Origin of the sequence: Micromonospora sp. NPDC005686, from assembly GCF_042871665.1 — a bacterium.
In the GTDB taxonomy this organism is placed as follows: domain Bacteria; phylum Actinomycetota; class Actinomycetes; order Mycobacteriales; family Micromonosporaceae; genus Micromonospora.
The window spans coordinates 385,391-411,776 of the sequence record NZ_JBIAIY010000003.1 but is presented as its reverse complement, the minus strand read 5'-3'; the positions used below and the strand labels follow the sequence as shown (position 1 = coordinate 411,776).

General features: G+C 74.5%; 24 protein-coding genes and 1 pseudogene. 12 read left to right on the top strand and 13 right to left on the bottom strand.

Annotated elements, in window-relative coordinates:
* Window positions 1-28: 28 nt before the first annotated feature.
* From ACFYON_RS09000 to ACFYON_RS08975, 6 genes are all read right to left on the bottom strand, one after another.
* On the bottom strand, window positions 29-1,174 hold the full coding sequence (locus ACFYON_RS09000; RefSeq protein WP_354863843.1) for a branched-chain amino acid ABC transporter permease: 1,146 nt from the start codon (window positions 1,172-1,174) through the stop codon (window positions 29-31).
* Window positions 1,171-2,049 (bottom strand): branched-chain amino acid ABC transporter permease, encoded by an 879-nt coding sequence (locus ACFYON_RS08995; protein WP_354863845.1) that lies wholly within the window; start codon window positions 2,047-2,049, stop codon window positions 1,171-1,173. Before ACFYON_RS08995 ends, ACFYON_RS09000 begins: the two co-directional genes overlap by 4 nt.
* 13 nt (window positions 2,050-2,062) lie before the next feature.
* Window positions 2,063-2,779 (bottom strand): ABC transporter ATP-binding protein, encoded by a 717-nt coding sequence (locus ACFYON_RS08990; protein ID WP_354863847.1) that lies wholly within the window; start codon window positions 2,777-2,779, stop codon window positions 2,063-2,065.
* Window positions 2,776-3,588 (bottom strand): ABC transporter ATP-binding protein, encoded by an 813-nt coding sequence (locus ACFYON_RS08985; protein ID WP_355014837.1) that lies wholly within the window; start codon window positions 3,586-3,588, stop codon window positions 2,776-2,778. The genes ACFYON_RS08990 and ACFYON_RS08985 overlap by 4 nt, the downstream gene beginning before the upstream one ends.
* A 116-nt stretch (window positions 3,589-3,704) precedes the next feature.
* On the bottom strand, window positions 3,705-4,931 hold the full coding sequence (locus ACFYON_RS08980; RefSeq protein ID WP_355014838.1) for a sigma-70 family RNA polymerase sigma factor: 1,227 nt from the start codon (window positions 4,929-4,931) through the stop codon (window positions 3,705-3,707).
* Window positions 4,928-5,278: a YciI family protein gene (locus tag ACFYON_RS08975; RefSeq protein WP_354863853.1), complete on the bottom strand. Its 351-nt coding sequence runs from the start codon at window positions 5,276-5,278 to the stop codon at window positions 4,928-4,930. Before ACFYON_RS08975 ends, ACFYON_RS08980 begins: the two co-directional genes overlap by 4 nt.
* Before the next feature lie 324 nt (window positions 5,279-5,602).
* Between ACFYON_RS08975 and ACFYON_RS08970 the strand changes: the two genes are divergently transcribed.
* The 3 genes from ACFYON_RS08970 (at window position 5,603) to ACFYON_RS08960 (ending at window position 7,785) form a co-directional block, all read left to right on the top strand.
* Window positions 5,603-6,349 (top strand): lysozyme, encoded by a 747-nt coding sequence (locus ACFYON_RS08970; RefSeq protein ID WP_354863854.1) that lies wholly within the window; start codon window positions 5,603-5,605, stop codon window positions 6,347-6,349.
* 89 nt (window positions 6,350-6,438) lie between these two features.
* The gene (locus ACFYON_RS08965; RefSeq protein ID WP_355047421.1) at window positions 6,439-7,113 is read left to right on the top strand and encodes a peptidoglycan recognition family protein; all 675 of its coding nucleotides are present in this window, start codon (window positions 6,439-6,441) and stop codon (window positions 7,111-7,113) included.
* A gap of 162 nt (window positions 7,114-7,275) precedes the next feature.
* Entirely contained in the window at window positions 7,276-7,785 is a 510-nt protein-coding gene (locus ACFYON_RS08960; RefSeq protein ID WP_354863858.1) for an NUDIX domain-containing protein, read from the top strand.
* 34 nt (window positions 7,786-7,819) lie between these two features.
* Here ACFYON_RS08960 and ACFYON_RS08955 read toward each other — a convergent pair whose 3' ends face one another.
* Window positions 7,820-8,986: an LLM class flavin-dependent oxidoreductase gene (locus ACFYON_RS08955; protein WP_355047422.1), complete on the bottom strand. Its 1,167-nt coding sequence runs from the start codon at window positions 8,984-8,986 to the stop codon at window positions 7,820-7,822.
* A gap of 143 nt (window positions 8,987-9,129) precedes the next feature.
* Between ACFYON_RS08955 and ACFYON_RS08950 the strand changes: the two genes are divergently transcribed.
* From ACFYON_RS08950 to ACFYON_RS08925, 6 genes are all read left to right on the top strand, one after another.
* The gene (locus ACFYON_RS08950; protein ID WP_354863862.1) at window positions 9,130-10,101 is read left to right on the top strand and encodes a sulfonate ABC transporter substrate-binding protein; all 972 of its coding nucleotides are present in this window, start codon (window positions 9,130-9,132) and stop codon (window positions 10,099-10,101) included.
* A complete protein-coding gene (locus ACFYON_RS08945; protein ID WP_354863864.1) occupies window positions 10,098-10,934 on the top strand; it encodes an ABC transporter permease in 837 nt (278 codons plus the stop codon). Before ACFYON_RS08950 ends, ACFYON_RS08945 begins: the two co-directional genes overlap by 4 nt.
* Window positions 10,907-11,632: an ABC transporter ATP-binding protein gene (locus ACFYON_RS08940; protein ID WP_354863866.1), complete on the top strand. Its 726-nt coding sequence runs from the start codon at window positions 10,907-10,909 to the stop codon at window positions 11,630-11,632. The genes ACFYON_RS08945 and ACFYON_RS08940 overlap by 28 nt, the downstream gene beginning before the upstream one ends.
* 16 nt (window positions 11,633-11,648) lie before the next feature.
* Window positions 11,649-13,055 (top strand): selenium-binding family protein, encoded by a 1,407-nt coding sequence (locus ACFYON_RS08935; protein WP_355047423.1) that lies wholly within the window; start codon window positions 11,649-11,651, stop codon window positions 13,053-13,055.
* Entirely contained in the window at window positions 13,052-13,690 is a 639-nt protein-coding gene (locus tag ACFYON_RS08930; RefSeq protein WP_354863870.1) for a hypothetical protein, read from the top strand. The genes ACFYON_RS08935 and ACFYON_RS08930 overlap by 4 nt, the downstream gene beginning before the upstream one ends.
* Window positions 13,691-13,774: 84 nt before the next feature.
* Window positions 13,775-15,058 carry a sulfite oxidase gene (locus ACFYON_RS08925; protein WP_355047424.1) on the top strand — a complete coding sequence of 428 codons (1,284 nt, stop codon included), beginning with the start codon at window positions 13,775-13,777 and terminating at the stop codon, window positions 15,056-15,058.
* Between the two features lie 7 nt (window positions 15,059-15,065).
* Here the strand turns inward: ACFYON_RS08925 and ACFYON_RS08920 are convergent, their stop codons facing one another.
* From ACFYON_RS08920 to ACFYON_RS08910, 3 genes are all read right to left on the bottom strand, one after another.
* Window positions 15,066-15,608, bottom strand: coding sequence for an RNA 2'-phosphotransferase (locus ACFYON_RS08920; protein ID WP_387320691.1), 543 nt, complete (start codon window positions 15,606-15,608; stop codon window positions 15,066-15,068).
* A gap of 267 nt (window positions 15,609-15,875) precedes the next feature.
* Window positions 15,876-16,925, bottom strand: coding sequence for an aldo/keto reductase (locus ACFYON_RS08915; protein ID WP_387320688.1), 1,050 nt, complete (start codon window positions 16,923-16,925; stop codon window positions 15,876-15,878).
* Between the two features lie 77 nt (window positions 16,926-17,002).
* On the bottom strand, window positions 17,003-18,943 hold the full coding sequence (locus ACFYON_RS08910; RefSeq protein ID WP_354863878.1) for an ABC transporter ATP-binding protein: 1,941 nt from the start codon (window positions 18,941-18,943) through the stop codon (window positions 17,003-17,005).
* 250 nt (window positions 18,944-19,193) lie between these two features.
* On the opposite strand from ACFYON_RS08910, the gene pgi reads away from it, so the two are divergent.
* A complete protein-coding gene (gene pgi, locus ACFYON_RS08905) occupies window positions 19,194-20,828 on the top strand; it encodes a glucose-6-phosphate isomerase (protein ID WP_354863880.1) in 1,635 nt (544 codons plus the stop codon).
* Between the two features lie 47 nt (window positions 20,829-20,875).
* Here the strand turns inward: pgi and ACFYON_RS08900 are convergent, their stop codons facing one another.
* Both ACFYON_RS08900 and ACFYON_RS08895 read right to left on the bottom strand, forming a co-directional pair.
* Window positions 20,876-21,286 carry a type II toxin-antitoxin system Phd/YefM family antitoxin gene (locus tag ACFYON_RS08900; RefSeq protein WP_355095921.1) on the bottom strand — a complete coding sequence of 137 codons (411 nt, stop codon included), beginning with the start codon at window positions 21,284-21,286 and terminating at the stop codon, window positions 20,876-20,878.
* 38 nt (window positions 21,287-21,324) lie between these two features.
* Entirely contained in the window at window positions 21,325-21,867 is a 543-nt protein-coding gene (locus ACFYON_RS08895; protein ID WP_354863884.1) for a GNAT family protein, read from the bottom strand.
* A 59-nt stretch (window positions 21,868-21,926) separates the two neighbouring features.
* Between ACFYON_RS08895 and ACFYON_RS08890 the strand changes: the two genes are divergently transcribed.
* A complete protein-coding gene (locus ACFYON_RS08890; protein WP_355095919.1) occupies window positions 21,927-23,261 on the top strand; it encodes an SWIM zinc finger family protein in 1,335 nt (444 codons plus the stop codon).
* Window positions 23,258-25,783 carry a hypothetical protein gene (locus tag ACFYON_RS08885; protein WP_354863888.1) on the top strand — a complete coding sequence of 842 codons (2,526 nt, stop codon included), beginning with the start codon at window positions 23,258-23,260 and terminating at the stop codon, window positions 25,781-25,783. The genes ACFYON_RS08890 and ACFYON_RS08885 overlap by 4 nt, the downstream gene beginning before the upstream one ends.
* Before the next feature lie 207 nt (window positions 25,784-25,990).
* Here ACFYON_RS08885 and ACFYON_RS08880 read toward each other — a convergent pair.
* Window positions 25,991-26,360, bottom strand: a pseudogene (locus tag ACFYON_RS08880) (DNA-formamidopyrimidine glycosylase family protein); the annotation flags it as partial.
* Window positions 26,361-26,386: the final 26 nt, after the last annotated feature.

The following is a 26,386-nucleotide window of genomic DNA, read 5'->3' as shown; positions in this document are numbered from 1 at the left end:
GTGCGAACGGTGGGTGGAACCGGTGAGGTCAGCGGTCCGGCGACCGGTGGGGGGCGGAACGGCGGCGTACGGTGCCCCGCAGCCGGGCGCGGGCGGCGCGGACACCACCGGCGATCCCGCCCGGCGCGGCGAGCATGACGACGATGAGCACCAGGCCGAACACGGCCAGCGCGAGGTTGCCCTCCAGTCGCTGGGCCAGCCCGGCGGACAGGTTGAGGTGCTCGGTGAGCAGGGCGGGCAGATCCTGGAGCGCGACCAGCAGCACCGCGCCCCAGACCGCGCCGGCCAGGCTGCCCAGCCCGCCGATCACGATGGCCATGAGCAGGAACAGCGACAGGTCCAGCGGGAACTTGCCCGGGGCGACGGTGGCGGTGAGCACGGCGTACACGCCGCCGCCCAGCCCGGCGCAGGCGGCGCTGACCACGAACGCGAGGACCTGGGTACGTGCCACCGGGATGCCGGCGAGCCGGGCGGCGACCTCGTCGTCGCGTACCGCCCGCAGGGACCGGCCGAAGCGGCTGCGGACCAGGTTGGCCAGCAGCAGCATGGTCAGCAGCGCGGCGGCCAGCGCGATCCAGGCCAGCCAGCGCTCCGGTTGGAAGTAGGCGCCGAGCGCCGCCGGTGGCGTCTGGGCCGGGAAGGGCAGTCCCTGCTCGCCGTTGAACACGCCGGTGAAGATGGTGGTGACCGCCGGGACCAGCGTCGCCACCGCCAGCGTCACACCGGCCAGGTAGGGGCCGCGCAGCCGGGCCGCGGCCAGCCCGACCACCAGCCCGCCCAGCGCGGTCAGCACGACGGCCGCCAGCAGCGCCGCGGGCAGCGTCCACCAGCCGGACACGGCCTGCCCGTCCAGGGCCCGCAGGGTCAGCGCCACCGTGTAGGCGCCGGTGGCCATCAGCGCGCCGTGCCCGAGCGAGAGCTGGCCGTTGAGACCTACCAGCACGGTGTGCCCGGCGGTGACGCAGAGGAACGCGCACACGCGCGCCACCTGCAGGTTCTGGTACGGCGCGAGCTGGTTGGTGACCAGCACGACGAGCGTGCCGGCGAACACCGCCAGGGCCAGGTGGCGCAGCAGCGTGGAGCCGCGCGCCTCGCGTCCGGCCGGAGCGCCGGGAAGCAGGCGGCGCAGCGGGGACGGCGCCGCTGCCGCGATCTTGGTGGGGGTGGTCGTCACACGTGCCTCGCTCTCGCCGCGGAGAAGAGCCCGCCGGGGCGGACCAGCAGGACGGACAGCAGCAGCACCAGGACCGCCAGCGGCGTGGTGTCCGGTCCCAGGTAGCCGGTGACGTAGGACAGGATCAGCCCGACCAGCAGGCCGCCGACCACCGCGCCGACCGGGCTGTCCAGGCCGCCGACCACGGCGGCGGTGAACGCGACCACGAAGACCAGGTCCATGGCGTGCGAGTGCAGGCCGAGCCCGGTGGGGACGACGAGCATCCCGGCCAGCGCGCCGACCCCGGCTGCCAGCGCCCAGCCGAGCGTGAGCATCCGGCCGACGCTGACGCCGAGCAGCCGGGACACCTCGGGGGCGAACGCGGCGGCCCGCATCCGCAGTCCCACCGGGGTACGGGTGAACAGCAGCGCGAGCAGCGCCACCACCGTGAGCGCCGCGCCGAGCACCCACAGGTCGTACGGGGACAGCGTGGCCACCCCGCCGATGGTGAGCGCGTCGGTGTCGAACGGCGCCGGGGCGGGCCGGTAGTCGTTGCCGAAGACCATGCCGAGCACCGCCTGGATGACCAGCACCAGCCCGAGCGCGATGATCACCTGGTTGAGCGGGCCGCCGGGCCCGGCGAAGCGCATCAGCAACCGTTCCACAAGCGCGCCCAGGGCCAGCCCGGACAGGATCGCGGCGGCCAGGCCCAGCCAGTACGAGCCGGTGGCGGAGACCACCGCGTACCCGATGTAGGCGGTGGCCACGGCCATCGCGCCCTGGGCGAAGTTGACCACCCGGGCGGCCCGCCAGATGAGCACCAGCGCGAGCGCGAACGCGGCGTAGACCGCGCCGGTGGCGAGCCCGTCGAAGGTGAGGAACCAGAACCGCTGCATTCGCGACCCCTTCCTAGAATCCGAGGTACGCGTGCCGGAGCTGGTCGTCGTCGCGCAGCCGGGCGGCCGGCGCGGCCGTCACCACGCGCCCGAGCGACATGACGATGCCCTGGTCGGCGACGGACAGCGCGCTGCGCACGTTCTGCTCGACCAGCAGCACGGTGAGCCCTCGTTCGTCGCGCAGCCGCCGCAGCAGCGCCATGATCTGCGCGGTCACCTTGGGCGCCAGCCCGAGCGACGGCTCGTCGAGCAGCAGCAGCCGGGGCCGGGCGATGAGCGCCCGCCCGACGGCGAGCATCTGCCGTTCCCCGCCGGAGAGCTGGTGCCCGGCGTGGTCGCGGCGGCGGGCCAGGGCGGGGAACAGCTCGTACACCTCGTCCTGCGCACGCCGCGCGTCGGCCCGGTCGCGCCGCCAGAGCCCGCCGAGGCGAAGGTTCTCCGCGACGGTCAGCTCGGTCACCACGCCGCGCCCCTCCGGCACGTGCGCCAGGCCGCGCCGGACCAGGTGTTCCACCCGGACGCCGCGCAGGTCCTCCCCCGCGTACCGGATCCGGCCGCCGGTGGGCCGCAGCAGACCCGAGAGGGTACGCAGCAGCGTGGTCTTGCCCGCGCCGTTGGCGCCGAGCACGGCGGTGACCGTGCCGGCCGGGACGGTGAACGCGACGTCGCGCAGCACCGGCACCGGTCCGTAGCCGCAGCTGAGCGCCTCCACCTCCAGCACCGCGCTCACGCCGCGCTCCCCTCGGCCGGCACGTCGGCCCCGAGGTACGCCTCGGTGACCCGCGGGTCGTCGCGGATGCTCTCCGGCGGGCCGGCGGCGATCACCTTGCCGAAGTCGAGCACCACCAGCTCGTGGCAGACGGACATGACCAGGTCCATGTGGTGCTCGACGAGCAGCACGGCGCAGCCGTCGTCGCGTCCGGGCAGCGCGCGGACCAGGTCGGCCAGGTCGGCCACGTCGTCGGCGCCGAGGCCGCCGGCCGGTTCGTCGAGCAGCAGCAGCCGGGGCCGGGCGATCAGCGCGCGGGCCAGCGCCACGCGCTTGCGCACCGGGTAGGGCAGGGTGGCCGGCACGGCGCCGGCGTACTTCTCGATGCCCAGCTCGGCGAGCAGGTCCATGGCCCGGGCGCGCAGCCGCCGCTCGTCCCGGTCGCTGCGCGGCAGGCCGAACAGCGCGGCGGCGAACCCGGCGCGGGCGGTGTGACTGGCGCCGGCGACGACGTTCTCCAGCACGGTCAGGCCGGCGAACAGGCCGACGCCCTGGAGGGTGCGGGCGATGCCGAGCCGGGTGAGGGCGTGCGGGCGGGGCCGGAACGGCCGGCCGTCCAGTGTCAGCGATCCGCCGGTCGGCCGGACGAACCCGCAGACCACGTTGAACAGCGTGGTCTTGCCCGCACCGTTGGGCCCGATCACGCCGACGACCCGGCCGGGCGGCACCCGCAGCGAGACGTCGTCGAGGGCGGTCAGGCCGCCGAAGCGTACGCCGACGTGGTGCAGCGCCAGGCCCTGATCGTCGGTGGTCGTGGCCGGTGGGCTCATCGTCACCTCGTGCCGGTCGACGGAGCAGAAACTAATTACACCGGGAGTGTACTTTTCTCTGCCACCGCGTCAATGCCCCAATGATCACGGGGGCCTTTTCGCCTGTCACGAGCCTCCTACGTGCACGGTCGGTGCGGTGATCCCGGCATCCGGTCGCGGGCGCGACGCAGGAACGTCTGCTCCGCCGCGTTGCCGGTGCCGGCGATCGCCGCGTCGTACGCGGCCCGGGCCTGCGCCGGACGGTCCAGCCGGCGCAGCAGGTCGGCCCGGATCGCGTGCCACACGTGGTAGCCGGCCAGGTCCAGACGTTCCACAGCGGCCAGTCCGGCCGCCGCTCCGCGCACCTCGGCCAGCGCCACCGCCCGGTTGAGCGCCACCACCGGTCCCGGCGCGACGGCGGTCAACTGGTCGTACAGCGCGAGGATCTGGGTCCAGTCGGTGGCCGCGGCGGTGGGCGCGTCCGCGTGCACAGCGCCGATCGCGGCCTGGATCTGGTACGGGCCGGGCCGGTTCCGGCGCAGGCAGCGGCGGACCAGCTCCTGAGCCTCGGCGATCAGCTCCCGGTCCCACCGGCCGCGGTCCTGCTCGGCCAGCGACACCGGCACGCCGTCCGGGCCGGTCCGGGCAGCCCGGCGGGCCTCGGTGAGCAGCATCAGCGCGAGCAGGCCGAGCGCCTCCGGCTCGTCCGGCATGAGCGTCACCAGCAGCCGGCCCAGCCGGATCGCCTCGGCGCCCAGCTCGGCGCGGCCCAGACGGTCCCCCGCGCTGGCCGTGTGCCCCTCGTTGAAGATCAGGTACACCACCGCGAGCACCCCGCGCAGCCGGTCGGGCAGGTCCGCGTCACGCGGCACCCGGTACGGGATGCCGGCGTCGCGGATCTTCGCCTTGGCCCGGACCAGGCGCTGGGCCATGGTGGACTCCGGGACCAGGAAGGCGCGCGCGATCTCGGCGGTGCCCAGTCCGCCGAGCAGGCGCAGCGTCAACGCCACCCGGGCGGGAGCGGCGAGCGCCGGGTGGCAGCAGGTGAAGATCAGGCGCAGACGGTCGTCGGGCACGGGCCCCTCCTCGGCGGGCGGGTCGGCGGCGTGGATCAGGGCGGCCTCAACGTGCCGGGCGGCGCGGGTGGCCTCGCGGCGCAACCTGTCGATCGCCCGGTTGCGGGCGGTGGTGATGATCCAGCCGGCCGGGCTGGGCGGCGGCCCGTCGGCGGCCCAGCGCGTCACCGCGATCTCGAACGCCTCCTGGACCGCCTCCTCGGCGAGGTCGATGTCGCCGAGGAGACGGACCAGGACGGCTACCGCTCGGCCGTACTCGGCCCGGAAGACCCGTTCGACAGCGGTCATCCCTCGCCCTGGAACGGGCGGACCTCGATCGGCAGCGTGGTGGCCAGGGCGTACCGGCGGCCCCAGTCCAGCGCGGCGTCCAGGTCGGACGCCCGGATGACGGTGACGCCGCCCAGGTACTCCTTGCCCTCGGCGAACGGCCCGTCGGTGACAAGCACCTCGTCACCGGCCGGACGCAGCACGGTGGCGGTCTGCGGGTCGTGCAGGCCGTTGCCGAACACCCAGCAGCCCGCCTCCCGCAGCTCGTGGCCGATGGCCTCGACCTCGCGCATCACCCCGGCCAGGAACTCCGGGTCCGGACGGCCCCGGCCGGCCGGCTGGTACATGCTGATCAGGTACTGCTTCATCGGTCTCTCCTCGTCACCGCCGGACGGCCCCGCGCCGTCCCCTCACCCTCCACACGAACGGGCGACGCCGGTTTCGACACGCCGGGCCGGGTGAAGTGGGCGGGCGTCGAGACCGCGACCCGGTGGATCGGCTGCCGGGAGGGCGCGGTGACCGCCGGCGAGCGCGCCGCCACCGAGGCGCTCGCCCAGCTCGGCCGAGCACCCTATCCAGTGAGATTCTTCGATGAATTCTATTGAAAAGTTTCTCCGCCCTATGCCCTAATGACGACAGTTCCCTTCGTCATACTCCCGCCGCCGGAGCGCGGCAACCCCCAGGGAGGACAGATGCACAGATCGATCCGATCGGCGCTGCGCGCGGCCGGAACCGCGCTGCTCGCCACCGCCACCGTGGCCGCCGCGGCCCTGTTCGGGGCGGCCCCCGCCGGCGCCGCCCCGGCCGGACTGCCCGGCATGGACGTCTCCAGCTACCAGGGCAACGTGAACTGGTCCGGAGCGTGGGCGAACGGCGCCCGGTTCGCCTACGTCAAGGCGACCGAGGGCACGTACTACACCAACCCGTACTTCGCCCAGCAGTACAACGGCTCGTACAACGTCGGGATGATCCGCGGCTCGTACCACTTCGCCCGCCCCGACACCACCAGCGGCGCGACCCAGGCCAACTACTTCGTCGACCACGGCGGCGGCTGGTCGAAGGACGGCCGTACGCTGCCCGGCGCGCTGGACATCGAGTACAACCCGTACGGCGCCACCTGCTACGGGCTGAGCCAGGCGTCGATGCGCAGCTGGATCGCCTCGTTCGTCAACCAGTACTACGCCCGCACCGGCCGGTGGGCGACCATCTACACCACCACCGACTGGTGGAGCACCTGCACCGGCAACACCTCGCAGTTCGCCGCCAACAACCCGCTGTGGATCGCCCGGTACTCCAGCAGCGTCGGCGCGCTGCCGGCCGGCTGGGGCACGTACTCGTTCTGGCAGTGGTCCTCCTCCGGGGTCTTCCCCGGTGACCAGAACGTCTGGAACGGCTCGCTCGACCGGCTGCGCGTGCTGGCCTGCAACGGACCCTGCTGATCCGGCCGACCGGGCGTGGCGGGCAGTGCCGGTCCCGCCACGCCCGGCGTACCGGCCGATCCGGCGCCCCCTTCAGCCAGGAGGCTGCGATGCCTGTTCCCGTTCCCCGCCGGACCGTGCTGCGCGGCGCGGTCCTGCTCGGCGCCGCCGCCGGCGTCGGTGCGCTGACCCAGATCGGCGCCGGTCCCGGCGCGCGGGCCGCCGCCACCCGCGTCGACCAGCCGACGATCGCGAACTGCGCGACCTGGGGCGCCCGCCCGCCCTCGTCGCCGGTGAGCGTGGTGTCGAGCCGGCCCAACAAGATCATCGTCCATCACACGGCGTTCCCGAACACCACCGACTACAGCCTGGCCCAGGCGTACCGGAACTCCCGCGACATCCAGAACCTGCACATGGACGGCAACGGCTGGCTCGACTCCGGGCAGCACTTCACGAACAGCCGGGGCGGCTACCTGACCGAGGGCCGGCACGGCAGCCTCTACGGGCTGCTGCACGGCCAGAGCATGGTGCAGGGCGCGCACTGCGTCGGGCAGAACAGCCAGGCCATCGGCATCGAGAACGACGGCATCTACCTGGACGTGCAGCCGCCGCAGGCGCTCTGGAACAGCCTCGTCACCTTCTGCGCGTTCACCTGCCAGCAGTACGGCATCGCGCCCAGCGAGATCTACGGGCACAAGGACTTCAACGACACGCAGTGCCCGGGCCTGCTGCACGACCGCCTCCCCGAGCTGCGCCGTACCGTCGCCGCCCGCCTCGGCGGCTGACCACTGGGGTACGCGGGGCGCCCGGGTGCGACGGGCGCCCCGGTCGGCCGCCTCCACGCCGTGGATCCCGCCCCGCTGCGCGACATCGACGCGTGGCTGGACGGGTCCGCCGCTTCCGGACGCCTGACCGCCGCCTCCGGGATGCGGGTAACGTGCTGCGGCGTGACCGCGTACTCGCACTGCTCGTTCTGCGGCACCGCCTACCCGGCGGGCGCCGGATGGCCGCGCGTCTGTCCCTCCTGCGGCGAGACGGTGTGGCGCAATCCCCTGCCGGTGGCGGTGGCGGTGCTGCCGGTCCGCACGCCGGACGGGCTCGGCGTGGTGGTGGTACGCCGCGACATCGAACCGGCGCGTGGGCAGCTCGCGCTGCCGGGCGGCTTCATCGAGTACGGCGAGGAGTGGTCCGAGGCGCTCGTGCGTGAGTTGCGGGAGGAGACCGGGCTGCTGGCGGAGGCCGGCGAGGCGCGGCTGTTCGCGGTGCACGGCGCCCCGGGGGGCGGCACCATGATGGTCTTCGGTGTGCTGCCCGAGCGGTCGGCCGGTGACCTGCCGCCGTCGGCGCCGACCGAGGAGGCCACCGAGTGGCTGGTGCTGACCGATCCGGTCGAGCTGGCCTTCTCCACGCACACCCGGGTGCTCGCCGACTTCCTCGCCGGTCGACGCCCACTCTGACCGGGGCCGCTCCGGCGTGCCGGGAGCGGCGCGGTCAGCCGCGGGCCGGGACCGGCTGGGGTGAGAACGGCACGGCGGCGGGCGCCTCGGTCTCCGGCTCGCCGGCCGGGTGCCGCCACAGCCCGCGCCGCCGCAGGATCGGCAGCACGCCCTCGCCGAACCAGTACGCCTCCTCCAGGTGCGGGTGGCCGGAGAGGATGAACTCGTCCAGGCCGAGCGCGTGGTACTCGGCGATCCGGTCGGCGACCTCGGTGTGGCTGCCGACCAGCGCGGTGCCCGCCCCGCCGCGGACCAGCCCGAATCCGGCCCACAGGTTCGGCGACACCTCCAGCCCGTCGCGGGAGCCGCCGTGCAGGTCCAGCATCCGCCGCTGCCCCTCGGACTCGCTGCGCCGCAGCCCTTCCTGCACCGCGCGCACGTCGGCCTCGGGGATGCCGTCGAGCAGCTTGCGGGCCTGCGCCCACGCCTCCTCGGCGGTGTCCCGGCTGATCACGTGCAGCCGGATGCCGTACCGCAGCTCGCGACCGGCCTCGGCGGCGAGCCCGCGGATCCAGTCCAGCTTGCCGGCCACCTGCGCGGGCGGCTCGCCCCAGGTCAGGTACACGTCGCTGTGGCGTACCGCCACCGGCCCGGCCGCACCCGACGATCCCCCGAAGTAGACGGGTGGCACCGGGTCGGGCAGCCGGTTGAGCCGGGCGCCCTGGACCCGCAGGTGGGCGCCGTCGTGGTCGACCGTCTCACCGCGCCACAACGCCCGCACCACGTGCAGGAACTCGTCGGTACGCGCGTACCGGGCGTCCTTGTCCAGGAAGTCGCCGTACCCGCGCTGCTCGGTGGACTCGCCGCCGGTGACCACGTTGAGCAGCAGCCGCCCGCCGGACAGGCGCTGGAACGTGGACGCCATCTGCGCGGCCAAGGTGGGTGAGAGCAGGCCGGGCCGGAACGCGACGAGGAACTTCAGCCGCTCGGTCACCTCGGTGAGCATGGCGGTGGCCAGCCAGGCGTCCTCGCACCAGGCGCCGGTGGGCGTGAGCACGCCGGTGAAGCCGAGCTGCTCGGCGGTGCGGGCGATCTGTCCCAGGTACGCCACAGTGGCCGGTCGGGCGCCACCGGCGGTGCCGACCGGTACGCCGTGTCCGCCGCCCACGATGTCCCGGCTGTCGCCGTAGGTCGGCAGGAACCAGTGGAAGGTGAGCGGCATGGTGTACCTCCGGTGCGGGGTCGGACGGATCGCCTCCTGAGTGGTGGGACGACCACTGCGACACCCTACCCATAAAACCTATCGGGTTGGTAGGTTGCTGTCGCCCGCCGACGGCCGGGTCCATACCTCCCCGAGGAGTCGCCATGCGTACCCCCAGATCGCGCCGCCGGCCGGTGGCCGCGCTGCTCACCACCCTCGCGCTGGTCGCCGCGACGGCACTGACGGCCTGCGGCGGCGAGACGGCCGACGCCAGCGGCGGCGGCGACCGCCCCCTGCGGATCGGCTACCAGCGCTTCGGCGGGCTCAGCCTGGTCAAGGCGCGCGGCGAGGCGAAGAACGTCACCTGGTCGCTGTTCGAGAGCGGCCCGGCCCTGACCGAGGCGCTCAAGGCCGGCTCGATCGACATCGGTCAGGTCGGCGAGGCGCCGCCGGTGTTCGCCGCCGCCGGGAAGGTCCCGTTCTCCGTGGTCGGCACGTCCGAGCCGATCCCGCAGGGCGAGGCGGTGCTGGTCAAGGCGGACAGCCCGTATCGTGGATTCGCCGACCTGCGCGGGAAGACGGTCGCGCTGAACAAGGGCTCCAATGTGCACTGGCTGCTGGTGAAGCTGCTGGAGGCGAACAAGATGACGCTCGCCGACATCGACGTCAGGTACCTCAAGCCCGCCGAGGGGCGTCCCGCGTTCGACAACGGGCAGGTCGACGCGTGGATCATCTGGGATCCCTACTTCGCGCTGGCCGAGCAGCCGGGCGTGCGGGTGCTCGCCGACGCCACCGGCCTGGCCGGCAACCGCGAGTACGTGCTGGCCGCGCCGGACGCGGTGAAGAACCGCACCGCTGACGTGCGGGCGTTCCTGGACACGTACCGGCAGACCACCGACTGGGGCATCGCCCACCCGACCGAGCGCGCCGCCGTCCTCGCCCCGGAGCTGAAGATCCCGCTCGACGTGACCACCCGGGCGCTGGCCCGCAGCGCCAAGCCGCTCGCCCCGGTCACCCCGGAGATCGGCGCGGAGTTGCAGGCCATCGCGGACAGCTTCGTGGAGCTGAAGCTGGTGCCCGGACCGGTCGACATCGCCGGGCGGGTGGACGGCCGGTTCAACGAGGCGTTCCAGTGAGTGGTCCGGCCCTGGCCGAGGCGACCGCGCCTGTCGTACCCGACCGGGCGACGCCGCGGCGGTCGCGGGCCCGCGCGTCGCGGCGGTGGCGGCGCGCGGTGAGCCCGGTCGTGCTGGTGCTGGTCTGGGAGGCCGCCGCGGGGTTCGGGCTGCTCGCCCCCGAGAAGCTGCCCGCGCCCAGCGCGGTGCTGGCCGCCGGGTGGCGGCTGGCCCGGGACGGCACGCTCGGCGTGCACCTGCTCGACTCGCTCACCCGCGCCGCGCTCGGCCTGCTCATCGGCGCCGGCCTGGCGCTGGTGCTCGGCGCGGCGGCCGGTCTGCTGCGTCTCGGCGACGACCTGGTCGACCCGCCGGTGCAGATGGCCCGGATGCTGCCGCACCTGGGCCTTGTCCCGCTGCTGATCATCTGGGTCGGCATCGGCGAGTCGCTGAAGGTCACGCTGGTCGCGCTCGGCGCGTTCTTCCCGATCTACTTCAACACGTACGCCGGCATCCGCGACATCGACGAACGGCTGGTGGAGGCGGCGCGCACCTGCGGCCTCGGCGCGGCGGCCCGGCTGCGGCACGTGGTGCTGCCGGGCGCGCTGCCGTCGCTGTTCCTCGGGCTGCGGCTGGCCATCGGCGCGGCCTGGCTCAGCCTGGTCGTCGGCGAGCAGGTGAACGGGCAGACCGGTGTCGGATTCCTGATGATGGAGGCGCGCGAGTTCAGCCAGACTGACGTGGTCGTGCTCGGCCTGCTCGTCTACGCGCTGCTGGGCCTGGCCTCCGACCTGCTCATCCGGTACGCGGAGAGGAGGACGCTGGCGTGGCGACGCGGACTGCGCGCGACCTGACCGGGCCGGTGCTCACCGCACGGGCGGTGACCCGCTCCTTCGGCCCGGCGACGGTGCTGGCCGGGGTCGACCTGGCCATCGCCGCCGGGGAGACGGTGGCGCTGCTCGGCGGCAGCGGATCCGGCAAGAGCACGCTGCTGCGGGTGCTGGCCGGGCTCGACGGTGACGCGGGCGGCGAGCACGCGGTGCACGGCACCGCGGCGGTGGTGTTCCAGGAGCACCGGCTGCTGCCGTGGAAGCGGGTGGCCGGCAACGTGGCGCTCGGCCTGACCGGTCCGGACGTGAGCGGGCGCGTGGGCCGCGCGCTGGCCGAGGTGGGGCTCGCCGACCGGGGTCGCGCCTGGCCGGCCGAGCTGTCCGGCGGGCAGGCGCAGCGGGTGGCGGTGGCCCGCGCGCTGGTCCGCGAACCGGACCTGCTGCTGCTGGACGAGCCGTTCGGCGCGCTCGACGCGCTGACCCGGCTGCGCATGCAGGGACTGCTGCGACGGCTGCGCGCCCAGCACGGCTTCGCCGCGCTGCTCGTCACCCACGACGTGGAGGAGGCGCTGCTGCTGGCCGACCGCGTCCTGCTCCTCGACGACGGCGTGATCGCCGAGGAGGTGCCGGTACGCCTCGGCCCGGCCCCGGGCCCCGACGACCCGGCCCTCGGCGCGCTGCGCCGCCACCTGCTCGACCGTCTCGGCGTACCCGCCGCCTGACCGCGAGGGAGACCCCATGACCCGCTGGACCCCGGACCCGACCTTCTACCCCTCCCCGACGCTCGCCGCCACCGCGCCGGCCGAGAAGCTCGCGTACGTCGCCGCGTTCGACCGCGCCGGGCAGCGCCCCGACGCCATCGCGGTGCTCGACACCGACCCGGACTCCGACTCGTACGGCCGGGTGGTGGGCTGGACCGAGCTGCCGAACACCGGCGACGAGCTGCACCACTTCGGCTGGAACGCGTGCAGCAGCGCGCTCTGCCCGACCGCGCCGCACCCGCACGTGGAGCGCCGCTACCTGATCGTGCCGGGGCTGCGTTCGTCCCGGATCCACGTGCTCGACACCAAGCCCGACCCGCGCCGCCCCGAACTGGTCAAGGTGATCGAGGCGGAGGAACTCGGCAAGCGGGCCGGGTACTCCCGCCCGCACACCGTGCACTGCGGGCCGGACGGCATCTATGTCTCCGCGCTCGGCGGCGCGGACGGGCAGGAGGGGCCGGGCGGCATCGCCGTGCTCGACCACACCACGTTCGAGGTACGCGGCGCGTGGGAGGCCGACCGGGGGCCGCAGTTCCTGGCGTACGACTTCTGGTGGCACTACACGCAGGACGTGCTGGTCACCAGCGAGTGGGGCACGCCGTCGATGATCGAGGACGGCATCGTCGGGGAGCTGCTGCTGGGCCGCAGGTACGGGCACGCGATCCACTTCTGGGACCTGGCCAGGCGCCGGCACGTGCAGCGCGTCGACCTCGGCGACCAGTACCAGATGCCGCTGGAGCTGCGCCCCGCGCACGACCCGACGAAGTCGTACGGCTTCGTCGGCGTGGTGATCAGCGTCGAGGACCTGTCCGCCTCGATCTGGCTGTGGCACCGCGACGGCGACGCCTGGGCGGTGACCAAGGTGATCGACATCCCGGCCGAGCCGGCCGACCCGGCCGACCTGCCGGACCTGCTCAAGCCGTTCGGGGCGGTGCCGCCGCTGGTCACCGACATCGACCTGTCGGTCGACGACAGGTTCCTGCACGTGTCCTGCTGGGGCACCGGCGAGCTGATCCGCTACGACGTCAGCGACCCGTTCCACCCGGTACGCGTCGGCTCGGTACGCCTCGGCGGCATCGTCAACCGCACCCCGCACCCGGCGTTCCCCGACGAGCCGCTGGCGGGCGGACCGCAGATGGTCGAGATCAGCCGCGACGGCCGCCGCGTCTACGTCAGCAACTCGCTCTACGGCGCCTGGGACGACCAGTTCTACCCCGACGGGGTGGGCGCCTGGGTGGCGAAGCTCGACGTCGACCCGGAGAGCGGCGGCCTCGTGCCGGACCCGCGGTTCTTCCCGCGCGGGGAGGAGTTCCGTGGCCGGCGCGTGCACCAGACCCGGTTGCAGGGCGGCGACGCCTCGTCCGACTCGTACTGCTTCCCGTGACCGGCGCGACCTGGGCGGCGCTGGCCGGCCTCGGCGCGTTCCACGGCCTGAACCCGGCGATGGGCTGGCTGTTCGCGGTGGCCCGGGGCCTGCAGGAGCGCCGCCGGGCGGCGTTGCTGGCGGCGCTGCCGCCGATCGCCGCGGGTCACCTCGCGTCGGTGGCGGTGGTCGCCGCGCTGGTGAGCGCGACCCGGTCGGTGACGGCGAGCACAGTGGTCGCGGTCACCGGCGGGGTGCTGCTCGTCGGGTTCGGGCTGTGGCGGCTGCTGTCCGAGCGGCACTTCCGGTGGGCCGGGATGCGGCTGTCGGCGGCGCAGCTCACCGCCTGGTCGTTCCTGATGTCGGCGGCGCACGGCGCGGGCCTGATGCTGCTGCCGGTGCTGCTCGCCGAACCGGCCGCCGGCGCCGGTCCGCACGCCGGGCACCTGGCCGCCGCGCCGTCCGGCGCGTTGACCGGCCTGCTCGCCGCGGCCGTGCACACCGTCGCCATGCTCGGCGTCGCGCTGGCCGTGGCCATGCTGGTGTACGAGGTGCTCGGCGTCGGTGTCCTGCGCCGGGCCTGGTTCAACGTTGACCGGCTCTGGGCCGGCGCGCTGGTGGCGGCCGGGGTGGTGACGCTGATCGGCGCGACGTGAGCCATCGCCCCACCTGGGCTGGATCGACGGGAAGTCCTACTGATTGAATAGGAAAGGCAGCGTCGCCTATCCCGGAGGTCAGCCGTGAGTCAGTCCCCGTCCCCCGTCGAAGCCGTCCACGACGCCGACCGGAGCCGGCAGTGGCTCGCCGGGCAGGCACACGGGCCGGGCGTCGACCGCGAGCGGCTGCTGGAGGTGGGGGCGGCGATGGCCGCGGTGACCGCCGCCGCCGCGGAACGCGAGCCGGTGGCGGTGGCGTCCGCGCCGGTCGGCGTCGACCCCGGCGCACCGGTCGTCAAGCCGCTGCCGCCGGAGCTGCTGCGCCCGCTGGACACCAACGCCGAGATGCACTGGTCGGCGATGGCCGGCCAGGGGTACGTGGTCCCGATCGACCGTTTCTTCGTCCGCAACCACACGGTCACCCCGCACGTGGACGCGGCCACCTGGCGGCTGCGGCTGTTCGGCGACGGCCTGCGCGGCGCGCCGAGCCGGGACAACGCGGTCGAGTTCGACCTGGACGAGCTGCGCCGGCTGCCCGCCGAGGAGCACGCGGCCCTGCTGGAGTGCGCCGGCAACGGGCGGCGCTACTTCGCCGAGCAGCAGGACGAGCCGGCCCCGGGTGTGGCGTGGGGCCTGGGCAGCGTCGGGGTGGCCCGATGGCGGGGGGTCCGGCTCGGCACCGTGCTGCGCCTGGCCGGGCTGCGCGACGAGGCGGTCGACGTGATGCCCGAAGGACTCGACCCGGACTACGTCAGCGGCGGGGTCAACCTCGGCCGGGTACGCCGTCCGATGCCGGTCGCCAAGGCGCTCGACGACGTGCTGCTGGCGTACGAGATGAACGGCGAGCCGCTGCCCGCCGACCACGGGTTCCCGGTGCGGGTCGTGGTGCCCGGCTGGGTCGGCATCTCCTCGATCAAGTGGGTGGGCGCGATCGAGGTCGCCACCACACCCCTGTTCTCGCCGTGGAACACGCAGTTCTACCGGATGTTCGGCCCCGGCCACCCGACCGACGGCAGCGTGCTCACCGCCCAGCCGGTGCGCAGCGCGTTCGAGCTGGCCTGGGACGCGCGGGTGCCGGCTGGCGCGGAGGTGCTGCTGACCGGCCGTTCCTGGTCCGGAAACGGCCCCATCGCGCATGTCGAGGTGGACACCGGCGACGGGTGGCGCCCGGCCGATCTGGTCGAGGCCGACCGGGGTGGCGCCTGGCAGCGCTGGACCGCGCGCTGGCGCCCGCCGGTCGCCGGCCGGCACGTCCTGCGCGCCCGCGCCACCGACAGCACCGGCGCGCGGCAGCCCGACCGGGCCGCGCCGAACGACCTCGCGTACCTGTTCGACGCCGTGGTGGCCCACCCGGTGACCGCCTGCTGACCGCCGCTCAGGTGGTGCTGAGGTAGGGCGGCGGCACGGTGTCGGTCAGCCACACCCCGTTGGCCGATCGGTAGAACAGGTACCCGGCCGCTGCCATCGCCGCCGCGTCCACGGTCAGCACCACCACCGCGCCGCCCCGGCGCGCGCCGACGCGCCGGGCCGTCGCCACATCAGGCGACAGGTGTACGTGGTGCCGCCCGCCACGGCGCAGCCCCTGCGCCCGGATCGCGTCCAGCACGGCCTCGCCGGTGCCGTGGAACAGCCGGGGCGGCGGCGCGGCCGGGGTCAGGCCGAGGTCGACCGGGACGGAGTGCCCCTGGTTGGCGCGGATGCGGTCGGCCCCGTCCGGGCCGGGCTCCACCGCGAACCGCTGCTTGTCGTTGCCCGCGACCACGGCGTCCAGTTGGGCGCGGCTGATCCCCAGCCCGGCGAGCACGTCGGCGACCGGCACCCAGCCCGCCCGGTCGAGCCGCAACCCGAACGCGTCGGGCCGGTGCCGCAACGCCAGCGACAGCCGCTTGCTCACCCGAACGAGATCCCGATGTTCCACCCGCCCAGTCTGATTCCGTCCTCGTCCCTTGTCGACGCAGTTCCCTGCCGACTCCGCCCTCGCCCTCGCCCTCGCCCCGCCCCGCCCGCCCCGCCTCGTCGATCTTGCGGTTCCGGCCCCTTGGGCGCCCGATTCGCGCTCTTTGCCGGGACAGGAACTCCATGATCGACGAGCCGGGGAGCGGAGGGTCGGGACGGAGGCGCGACGGGCGGAAGGGCGGGTGGCGGGTGGGCGGGACCGGAGGGAAGAGCGGGAGGGGCGTGTGGGTCAGGCGGCGGCCCGGTCCGGGAGGGGGCGGCGGCGGTGGGACGGGTCGGTCAGGGTGGGCGGGGACCAGGCGCCGTCGGGCTGGTAGAGGTTCGTGCCGGGCGGGACGATCTCGTCGATGCGGTCCAGCACCGCGTCGTCGAGCGTCAGCTCCGCCCCGGCGAGCAACGCGTCCAACTGGTCCATCGTGCGCGGTCCGATGATGGTCGACGTGACCGCCGGGTGCGCGGCGGTGAACGCCACGGCGAGCTGCGGCAGCGTGCAGCCCACCTCGTCGGCGAGCGCGACCAGTTCCTCCACGGCGGCGTACTTCGCGGTGTTGCCCGGCAGCGCCGGGTCGAACCGGGCCGGGGTCAGTGCCGGGCGGCCGGCGCCGAGGTCGACGGGCCGGCCCTGCCGGTACCGGCCGGACAGGAACCCGGAGGCCAGCGGGCTCCACACCAGCACGCCCATCCGGTGGCGGCGGCACACCGGCAGCACCGACGCCTCGACGCCGCGCGCCAGGATCGAGTACGGCGGCTGCTCGGTGCGGAACCGGCCGAGCGCCCGCCGCTCGGCGACGTGGTGCGCCTCCACGATCTCCTCGGCCGGGAAGGTCGAGCAGCCGAACGCGCGGATCTTCCCGGCCCGGACCAGGTCGGTGAGCGCGGCGAGCGTCTCCTCGACGTCGGTGGTGTGGTCGGGACGGTGCACCTGGTAGAGGTCGATCCAGTCGGTGCCCAGCCGGCGCAGGCTGTCCTCCACCGCCCGGACGATCCAGCGTCGCGAGTTGCCGCCCCGGTTGGGCCCCTCCCCCATCGGGAAGTGCACCTTCGTGGCGAGCACCACGTCGTCGCGCCGGCCGCGCAGGGCCTTGCCGACGATCTCCTCCGACTCGCCGGCCGAGTACATGTCGGCGGTGTCCACGAAGTTGATCCCGCCGTCGAGTGCCGCGTGGACGATGCGGGCGCAGTCGTCGTGGTCGGGGTTGCCGACCGCGCCGAACATCATGGTGCCGAGGCAGTGGACGCTGACCTCGATGCCGGTGCCGCCGAGGACGCGATAGCGCATGTGAACTCCCTGGGTTGCACCGCGCCGGCCGGATGGCGCGCGGTCCGGCCACGGTAGGAGTTCGAGTGCGCTGGAGGTCAACCGTCGGCGGGTTCCGCGCTGCCGGCGAGGTAGCCGGCCGCCTGCAACTCGAACAGCTCGCGGTAGAGCCCACCCTGGGCCATCAGCGTGTCGTGGTCACCTGACTGCACGAGCCGGCCGTGGTCCATCACGAGGATCCGGTCGGCGTGCCGGACGTTGGCGAGCCGGTGGGTGATCAGCACGACGGCCCGGTCCGGGTGCCGACGCAGGTGCTGGAAGAGGGCGTGCTCGGCACGTGCGTCCAGCGCGGCGGACGGCTCGTCGCAGATCAGCAGCCGGGCGTCGCGGTAGAGCCCGCGGGCGGCCACCAGCCGTTGCCACTGCCCGCCGGACAGGTCCTGCCCGTTCTTGAACTGCCGGTCGAGCAGCGTGTCGTACCCGAACGGCAGCTCGCTGATCATGTCGTGCGCCGCGGCGTCGCGGGCGGCGGTCTCGACGCTGGGGCCGGGCCCGCCGGCGCGGTCGTGGCGGCCGGCCCGGATGTTCTGCCGGGCGGTGAACGGGAACTTCCACCAGTCCTGGCTCATGACCGCGACCTGGGCGGCGGTCTGCCGGGGGTCCAGCTCGGCGGCGTCCACGCCGTCCCATCGGATCGTGCCGCCGGTGGGACGGTAGAGGCCGGCGATCAGCTTGGCGAGCGTGGTCTTGCCGGAGCCGTTCTCCCCCACCAGCGCGATCACCTCGCCGCGCCGGACCGTCAGACTCACCTCGTCGACAGCCGCCGTGTCGGTGTCCGGGTAGCGCAGGCTGACCCGCTCGACGTCGATGCGCGCGAACCCGGCGACCGGCAGGTGCCCGCCCGCCGGGATCCGCCGCGTCGCCCGGTCCAGGAAGTCGCGGTAGTCCTGGTAGTAGAGGGCGTCCTCGTAGAGCGAGTTGGTGGCGAAGACCGCCGTGCGCAGGCTCGTCCGCGCGGACTGGAGCGCGAGCAGCGCGGTGGCCGCCGCCGCGAGCGCCACCACACCACCCACCAGCAACGCGCCCAGCACCACGTAGAGCCCGAACGTGGCGATGCCCGTGATCGACAGGCCGATCGCCCGGGTGACCGTCTGCGCCCGGGCGAGGCGCAGCTCGGCGCGGGTCTCCAGGCGCGTCATGAGGTGGTATTCCGAGAGCAGGAAGTCGCGCATCTGGTAGGCGCGGATCTCGGCCGCGGTGTGCCGGTTGGCCATCAGGTCGCCCAGCATCCACTTGCGTCGCCGCCGGGTGATGCGGGCGAGCCAGTCGACGTGCTGGCGGCGGGCCATCCGTACCGCCGTCACCGCCTCCGGCGCGGCGGCGACGACCAGGCAGGGCAGCAGCAGTGGGTGGATGATCGTCACGGCGGTAGCCGTGGCGATCACGCCGACCACGCCGGTGACCAGATTGACCGTGTCGTTGACCAGGGAGCCCGCCTCGGCCAGTCCCCGGTCGCGGGCGCGGTCCATCTCCTCGGCGAAGCCGGCGTCGTCGAAGGCCGCCAGTTCCACGGCGGACGTCGTCTCGAACAGCCGCCGCTCCACTGTGAAGTTGATCTGCGGTACGAGCCGGGCCTGCGCCCATCCGGCGGCGATGGTCAGCGCGCCGCGCCCGGCGACGGCGGCCGCCGCCACTGCCAGGGCGGGCAGCGCCGCCCGGATCCGGTCCGGTGTCGGACCCGCCGCGAACAGTTGGTGGAGCACCCCGGTGGTGGCGAGCAGGCCCAGCGTGGTGAGCACGCCGGCGGCGACGTTGAGGCCCAGCGAGGCGGCGGTGTCCCGGCGGCTGGTCGCCCAGGCGAGACTGATCGCCTCGCGGATCAGCGCGGGCAACCGGCGCGCCACCGACCAGAAGCCGGTGTGGGCCAGTTCGGTGGCCCGGTGCATCCAGTGCGGATCGACGAGCTCGGGCAGGGTGGTCTCCCCCGCCGGCTCCTCCTGCGGGTCGGACGGTGGACGAGGGTGGATCACCCCGGCCATGGCACCCCCTCGGCGCGCGATCAGGCAGCAACGCTGGATACTACGTTCCGCTATCGACCGATGTCATTCTGTGATCGGCGTGTCGTGCAGGCGTCCCGACGGGCGTGTCCGCCGCCGGCGGCCGGAAAGTCCCGCCCGCACGGTGATCGCCGCCGGGTCGCGTCGCGCATGAGCGGTCCGGGTGGCAGGCTTGTGGGGTTCGCCGGCGCAGGCCGGCCGACCGCCCGTCGTGAAGGAGAAGATCGACCCGATGGCTGTGGACGTCACCACCACCGACGAATGGCAGGCGCTGCGCAAGCACGCCGAGGCGATGCGCGGCACGCACCTGCGCGACCTGTTCGCCGCCGACGGGCAGCGGGGTGAGCGGCTCACCGGTGAGGTCGCCGACCTGCACATCGACTACAGCAAGAACCTGGTCACCGACGAGACCATCGCGCTGCTCGGCGCGCTCGCCGCCCGGGTCGGCCTGGAAGACCGGATCGCGGCCATGTTCGCCGGGCGGCACATCAACGTCACCGAGGGCCGCGCGGTGCTGCACACCGCGCTGCGCCTGCCCGCCGACGCGTCGCTCACCGTGGACGGCCAGGACGTGGTCGCCGACGTGCACGCCGTACTGGAGCGCATGTCGGCGTTCGCGCAGCGCGTACGCTCCGGGTCGTGGCGGGGCCACACCGGCGAGCGGATCACCACCGTGGTCAACATCGGCATCGGCGGCTCCGACCTCGGGCCGGTGATGGCGTACGAGGCGCTCAAGGCGTACCGGGACGCGGGCATCAGCTGCCGGTTCGTGTCGAACATCGACCCGACCGACATCCACGACAAGACCGCCGACCTGGACCCGGCGAGCACGCTGTTCGTGGTGGTGTCCAAGACGTTCTCCACCCAGGAGACGCTCGCCAACGCCGACCAGGCGCGGCGGTGGCTGCTTGCCGGACTGGACGCGGACGACGACGCGATCGCCCGGCACTTCGTCGCGGTGAGCACAAACGAGCAGCGGGTCCGGGACTTCGGCATCGACCCGGAGAACATGTTCGGCTTCTGGGACTGGGTGGGCGGACGCTACTCGCTGCCGTCGGCGGTCGGCCTGTCGGTGATGCTGGCGATCGGGCCGGACCGGTTCCGCGAGATGCTGGCCGGCTACCACGCGGTCGACGAGCACTTCCGGTCCGCCCCGGTGGAGCGCAACGTGCCGGCGCTGCTCGGGCTGCTCAACGTCTGGTACACCGACTTCCTCGGCGCGGAGACCCACGCGGTGCTGCCCTACTCGCAGTACCTGCACCGGTTCCCCGCCTACCTGCAGCAGCTCACCATGGAGAGCAACGGCAAGTCGACACGCGTCGACGGCTCGCCGGTGACGTACCCGACCGGGGAGATCTTCTGGGGTGAGCCGGGCACCAACGGCCAGCACGCCTTCTACCAGCTCATCCACCAGGGCACCCGGCTGATCCCGGCGGACTTCATCGCGTTCAGCCGGCCCAACCACGACCTGGGCGACATGCACGACCTGTTCATGTCGAACTTCTTCGCCCAGACCGCCGCGCTGGCGTTCGGGCGGACCCGGGAGCAGGTGGAGGCCGAGGGCACCGCGCCCGCTGTGGTGGCGCACCGGGTGATGGCGGGCAACCACCCGACCACGTCGATCCTCGCGCCGAAGCTCACCCCGGCGACGCTGGGGCAGCTCGTCGCGCTCTACGAGCACATCACGTTCACCGAGGCCGCGATCTGGGACATCAACGCCTTCGACCAGTGGGGCGTGGAGCTGGGCAAGGTGATGGCCAACCAGCTCGCGCCGAAGCTCACCGGACCGGAGGCGGACCTGGCCGACGTGGACACGTCGACCGCCGAGCTGATCCGCCGCTACCGGGCCGAACGCGGCCGGAGCTGACCGCACGCCCGTGGCGTCCCGCGTAGACCGGGCCGGGACGCCACGGGTCAGCGGCGCAGCAGGTCGGCGTGCGCGGCGCGCAGCCGGGTCAGCCCCAGGTCACCGGCCGGGGCACGGCGGTCCAGCTCGGCCCACGCCTCGGCGAGCGCGTCGGCCAGCGCCCGCAGCTCGGCGGCGTGCCGCCGGGCGGACTGCCGGTGCAGCTCCTCCAGGCGACGGGCCCAGCCGGCGCTGATCGCGGCGACGCGTTCGGCGTCGGCACGTGCCTGGGCGCCGGTGCGGGCGGCGGACGCGGGCACGATCGCGGCCACCGGCCGGGGATCGCCGTCGCGGGTGACGAGCGTGACGGTGTCCGTCAGCTCGGCCAGAGAGACGAGTTGGGTGAGCCGGGTGCGGACCTCGCGCAGCGGCAGGGCGCGCGGCTGGGGGGACCGGTCGGCCAGTGCGGGGACAGCCATGGACACATGTTCACGTCCGGGTACGACAGTTTCGGCGGTCAGGCGGTCCACTCCGGCGCCAGCACCGACCAGACCTCCATGTCGGCGCGGCCCTCCGGCGTCGCGGCGGCCCCGCGCAGGACGCCGTCGCGGCGCATGCCGAGCCGCCGGGCGACGGCGATGCTGCGGTCGTTGCCGGCCTTCGTGATCCACTCGACCCGGTGGATGCCGCGCTCCCGCACCGCCCAGTCGATGACGAAGCGGGCGGCGCGGGTGACCAGGCCCTGCCCCTCGGCGCCCGGTTCGAGCCAGCAGCCCGCCTCGCACACCCCGCGGGCGGTGCTGAGCGACACGAAGAGCACGCCACCGACGAGCGTGCCGCGCTGCCAGATGCCCCAGAGGCCCCCGTCGTCGCGGGCCCACCGGTCGGCGTACGCCTGGAGGACCTTGCGGGCCGACTCGGCGTCGGTGGCGACGAAGGACGCGCCGACCCAGGGTGCGATGTGGTCGCGGCAGCGGTCGAGGTTGGCCAGGAACTCGTCGGCGTGCCAGGGCGACAGTGGACGCAGCTCGGCGTCGTCGGTGAGGGCGTGGGCGAACATTTGAGGAAGCTAGCAGGACCGTCGCGCTTTTGTCGGTCGGTCCCTCTACGGTCTGCGCCGTGAACGCCGCTCAGACGTACCGATACCTCCAGCCGTCCGCGCTGCGCGCCACCGGTCTCGATCTGCAGACCTGCGGCGGCCCGGCGGCCAACCCGCGCTTCTTCGCCGGGTTCCTCACCGCCCCGGCCGCTGCGGCGGCCGGGCTGCTCGCCGTCGCCGAGGTGGCCCGCACCCGCTACCACCAGCCGGTCAACCCGGCCAGCCTGGATCCGGTGGTGACCGGCAGCCGGGGCCGCCTGCGGTTCGAGTCGTTCTCCGGCTGCTGCGGGGTGTACGCGCGGATGGACGTGCTGCCGGCCGGGCTGGACGGGGAGATCAGCGGCCACGGCACCACGAACGTGGACGTGAACCCGCCGCTGCGGGAGGCGCTGGCCCGGGTGGGCGGCATCGAGCCGCTGCACGTGGCGGTGGGCCCGGACGACCTGACGGTCTCCACCATGGACGGCTCCGTGGTCGAGCGGAAGGTGCCGCTGCCCGGCCGCTGGCTGCGCGGCTTCGCCGAGGTGCACGTGCTCACCTCCGGCTTCGAACCGCGCGCCGAGATCCCGGCGGCGGAGGCGGCGGCGTTCCTGCGCCGGCTGCCCGCCGCGAACGACCGCAGCGTGCTGTGGGCGGTGCCCGCCGGGCGTACGCTGCGGCTGACCTCCCGCCCGGCGCCGGGCGCGGTCTGCCTCGCCGGCGCGGGCCGGCTCGCGGCGCTGCGCGGCGTGCTGCGGCACGCGCGCACGCTGCGGGTGTACGGCCCGGCGGTGCGGGCCGGCTCCCCCGCCGTGCCGAGCACGTGGGAGCTGGACACCGGGGCGCTGCGGGTGTCGCTCACCCTCTCCCCCGAGCCGTACCGCGGTTTCTCCGGTGAGGGCGCGGCCCTGGCGGCGCTCGCCGGTGACGACGTGGTCGACGACGCGGAACTGGTCGGCGCGCTGCTCAACTGGGATCCGACGATCGACGTGGCCGCGCTGGCCGACGCCGCCGCGCTGCCCGACGAGCGGGTGCGTGCCGCGCTCGCCCAGCTGGGCACCGCCGGGCGGGTCGGGTACGACGTGGCGGACGGGGCGTACTTCCACCGGGTGATGCCCTACGACGCGGGCCGCGCCGAGCGGGACAACCCACGCCTGCTCGGGGCGCGGGCGCTGGTCGAGCGCGGCGCCGTCGAGCGCGACGGCGAGGACGCGACGGTACGCACCGACGCCGAGACCTACCGGGTACGCCGCCACCCGGACGGCGCGTACTCCTGCACCTGCCGCTGGTGGGCGCGGCACCGCGGGCAGCGAGGGCCGTGCCGGCACGCGCTGGCCGTGTCGATGGTCGCGGCGCCGGTGGAGGCGCTGTCGTGACCGGCTTCGTCGAGGCGGTGGTGAGCGGCAAGATGTCGGAGGTCCGGTCCGCCCTGGCCGGCTTGGACGAGCCGGCCCGGCGGGCGCTCGGCGACGAACTGGTCGCCGACGTGCGCCGCAGGCGGGACGCCTGGTGGTGGCAGGGCGAGGCGGCGACGCTGGCGGTGGCCGCGGTGGGGACGCTGAGCACGCCGACGAAGGTGGCCGCGCTGCTCGGCCGCCGCTCGGTCTGGCTGAGCGGCGTCGACGCCGCGCCGGTGGTCGACGTCGCCCGGGAACGCGGGGTGACCTGGCTGGCCGACGTGGCGTACAAGCTGGCCGACCGGCTCCCCCGGGACCGGATGGTCGTGGGCTGGCGGTTCGTCGCCGGGCTCCTGCTGGCGGAGAAGGCGCCGCCGCCGACCGGGGACGACTTCGTGCGTGGCTGGGCCGCCGCGCAGGGCTGGCCGGCCCCGCGCGGGACGCGCCTGCCGACCGTGGACCGGCTACGCGCGGACCCGTTCCTGGACGCGCTGCTGCCGCGCCTGTTCGAGGTGGACGGCGTGGGTACCGAACTGGCCCACGGCGACGGCACGGGCACGGACTCGAATGCGCTGCCCCGGGCGCTGGCGGCGCTGGCGGCGGAGGGCCGGCTCGATCGGGCGGTCCTGCTCAACGGCGTCCTCGGCCGGCTGCTGCGCGGTGACCGGCCGGGCGCGCTGCGCCCGTTCCTGGTCCTGCACGACCTGCTCGCACCGACCCCGGACGAGGTGGCGGTGCGGTCGAACGCCTATCTGCGGCTGCTCGCCGACGGTCCCGGGCCGGTGGCCCGCACCGCCCAGCGGACGCTCCGGGAGGCCGGCGACGCCGCCGAGCCGGAGGCGCTGTGGGAGGCCGCCCGGACGGTGCTGGCCCGGCCGGAGAAGGCGTTGGTCCGGGCGCAGGTGTCCTGGCTCGACCGGCTGGCCCGGCAGCACCCGGGTCAGGCTCCGGCGATCGGCGCGGTGCTCGCCGTGGCCGCCGACCACCCGGACGCCGGCCTGCGTGAACGCGCGCTGACGCTGGCGCAGCGCCACGGTCACCGGCCGGTCGCCGTCACCACGGTGGCCGAGGCCCGCGACGACCTGCCGCCGCCGCTGCCGGCAGCGGCCGCGCCACCGCCGATCGACGACGTGGACGAGCTGGTGGAGGAGGTCGCGGCGGCGCTGCGCGGGCAGTGGCCGACAGGGGTTCTCGAACGGGTCATGGACGGCCTGGTGCGGCTGGGCACCCGCGAGCGCGACCGGGTCGGTGCGGCGCTGCGCCCGGTGCTGCACCGGGCGCACGTCACCGAGTACCACCAGAGCTGGGCCCGGTTCATGCCCGCGGCGCAGGTGAACGGGATACTGCTGGCCGCCGCCGGGATCGGGGACGCCACCCGTCGCCGGGACTACTGGGCGTCGGTGCTGGCGACGTCCCGGTCCGACCAGGCGACGTCCGGCCGTCCCGCGCCGATGTGGCTCTACCGGTTGCGCCTGGCCGAGGCCGGGCAGCGGATGGACGGACACGACGATCCCGGGCTGTTGTCCGCGCCCACCTCGGCCACCGGGGCGATCGAACCGGCGGTGCTCTACGAGCGGCTGGCCGCACTCGGCGACCGGCCGTACTGGCAGTGGGACTGCGGGCAGGCGTTCCTGCGCCTGCCGGCAGTCGTCGACGAGCCGCTGGCGGCACGCGCGGAGGCGCTCGGCACGACCGCCGGGATCGAACTGGCGGCCTGGCTGCGCGGCGAGATCGTGCCGGTGCCGGCGCAGGAGGTGGTGACGGTGGGCCGGCGGGAACGGTCCCGCGGACGCGACTGGAGCTACGACTCGTTGCCGGAACGACGCCGGCTGGTCGCGCTCACCCCGTCGGCCGACGTGGACGACCGGTTCGGCCTGCTCACCCTGACGCCCCCGGCGATCGGCAGCCGGACCTACGGCACCGCCGACCTGTGGCCGGCCGTCCTGCCCGGGCACCGGGGCGTGGTCGCCGCCCACGTCCTCCCCGAGCTGGCCATGGCCGCACAGGAGGATCTCGGCGGAGAAGGCCCGGTCCTGCTGACCCTTGCCGAGTGCACGGGCGCGGGCGGGCCGGCGCTGGACCTGGCCATGGCGTACGGGCTGTGTGCCCGGCACGAGGCGGACCGGGTCGCCGCGCTCGACGCGCTGCTGCTCCTGGCCGCCGCCGGTGACCTGGACGCGCCAGCGGTCGGCGGGCACCTGGGCGAGATCGGAGCGCAGGGGCAGGTGATCCTCACCCGGGCCGTCACGCCGCTGCGCGACGCGCTGGCGGCGGGCGCCCGGCTGAGCGTCTGGCGGCTGCTCGCGGCGGCGTTACCGCCGCTGCTGGCCGCGCCGACGCCACCCCGGGGCACACCGGACCTGCTCGCGCTGGCGGCGGAGGCGGCGACCACGACGGGCGTCCGGATCGAGGTGCCCGGACTGGCCGACGTGGCGGCCCGGGGCGGCGGCAGCCGGCTGGTCGCCGAGGCCCGCCGGCTCACCGCCACCCTGGCCGCCTGAACCGGCGACTCGTCACCGGGACCGGCACCTCGGCGGCCGAACGCACGGCGGTCCGGCATGCGGACGCGCACCGGCCCGCCTGTCGTTCGGGGCAGGCTCGCCGGGCGGACCGGTCAGGTAGCGCCGTCGCGGGGCAGGTAGCGCCGCAGCGCCTCGAATTGGGCCACGGTCAGGTAGGACGAGTTTGCCGCCTGCGGCTGCCGGAGCACCTCCGCGCCGGCCAGCCGCTGCCGCCTCGGGTGGGGTGAGCAGTTCGCAGGCGGTCGGCCCGCGCAGGTCGAGCCAGTGCCGGTCGGTGGTTAGCCGCAGCCGGATCTGCCCCACCCGGCGCCGGTGGCGGCCCGCCGCCGTCGGTAACTTTGCCGCACAGCCCGAGGTGCACGTGCAGGATCAACTCACCGGCGTAGTGGTGCAGCAGACACTTGCCGTACGCCTCGGTGCGCTCCAACACGGTGCCGGAGAGCAGCGCGGCTCCCTCGGCCAACCGGCCCTGCGGGCTGGTGGCGAGCACCTTGTCCCCGGCGAACAGCTCGGCGTGCCGGGCCGCCAGGCGATGAATCGTGTGTCCCTCTGGCACGGGTGCCAAGCGTAGCCAGAGGGACA

Excerpts from the sequence above, each read along its gene's own strand:
- ACFYON_RS08915 (WP_387320688.1), bottom strand. The coding sequence starts at position 16,925 with ATGCGCTATCGCGTCCTCGGCGGCACCGGCATCGAGGTCAGCGTCCAC.
- ACFYON_RS08965 (WP_355047421.1), top strand. The coding sequence starts at position 6,439 with ATGCCTGTTCCCGTTCCCCGCCGGACCGTGCTGCGCGGCGCGGTCCTG.
- ACFYON_RS08935 (WP_355047423.1), top strand. The coding sequence starts at position 11,649 with ATGACCCGCTGGACCCCGGACCCGACCTTCTACCCCTCCCCGACGCTC.
- ACFYON_RS08995 (WP_354863845.1), bottom strand. The coding sequence starts at position 2,049 with ATGCAGCGGTTCTGGTTCCTCACCTTCGACGGGCTCGCCACCGGCGCG.
- ACFYON_RS08985 (WP_355014837.1), bottom strand. The coding sequence starts at position 3,588 with ATGAGCCCACCGGCCACGACCACCGACGATCAGGGCCTGGCGCTGCAC.
- ACFYON_RS08970 (WP_354863854.1), top strand. The coding sequence starts at position 5,603 with ATGCACAGATCGATCCGATCGGCGCTGCGCGCGGCCGGAACCGCGCTG.
- ACFYON_RS08975 (WP_354863853.1), bottom strand. The coding sequence starts at position 5,278 with ATGAAGCAGTACCTGATCAGCATGTACCAGCCGGCCGGCCGGGGCCGT.
- ACFYON_RS08955 (WP_355047422.1), bottom strand. The coding sequence starts at position 8,986 with ATGCCGCTCACCTTCCACTGGTTCCTGCCGACCTACGGCGACAGCCGG.
- ACFYON_RS08910 (WP_354863878.1), bottom strand. The coding sequence starts at position 18,943 with ATGGCCGGGGTGATCCACCCTCGTCCACCGTCCGACCCGCAGGAGGAG.
- ACFYON_RS08950 (WP_354863862.1), top strand. The coding sequence starts at position 9,130 with ATGCGTACCCCCAGATCGCGCCGCCGGCCGGTGGCCGCGCTGCTCACC.
- ACFYON_RS08980 (WP_355014838.1), bottom strand. The coding sequence starts at position 4,931 with ATGACCGCTGTCGAACGGGTCTTCCGGGCCGAGTACGGCCGAGCGGTA.
- ACFYON_RS08900 (WP_355095921.1), bottom strand. The coding sequence starts at position 21,286 with ATGGCTGTCCCCGCACTGGCCGACCGGTCCCCCCAGCCGCGCGCCCTG.
- pgi (WP_354863880.1), top strand. The coding sequence starts at position 19,194 with ATGGCTGTGGACGTCACCACCACCGACGAATGGCAGGCGCTGCGCAAG.
- ACFYON_RS08895 (WP_354863884.1), bottom strand. The coding sequence starts at position 21,867 with ATGTTCGCCCACGCCCTCACCGACGACGCCGAGCTGCGTCCACTGTCG.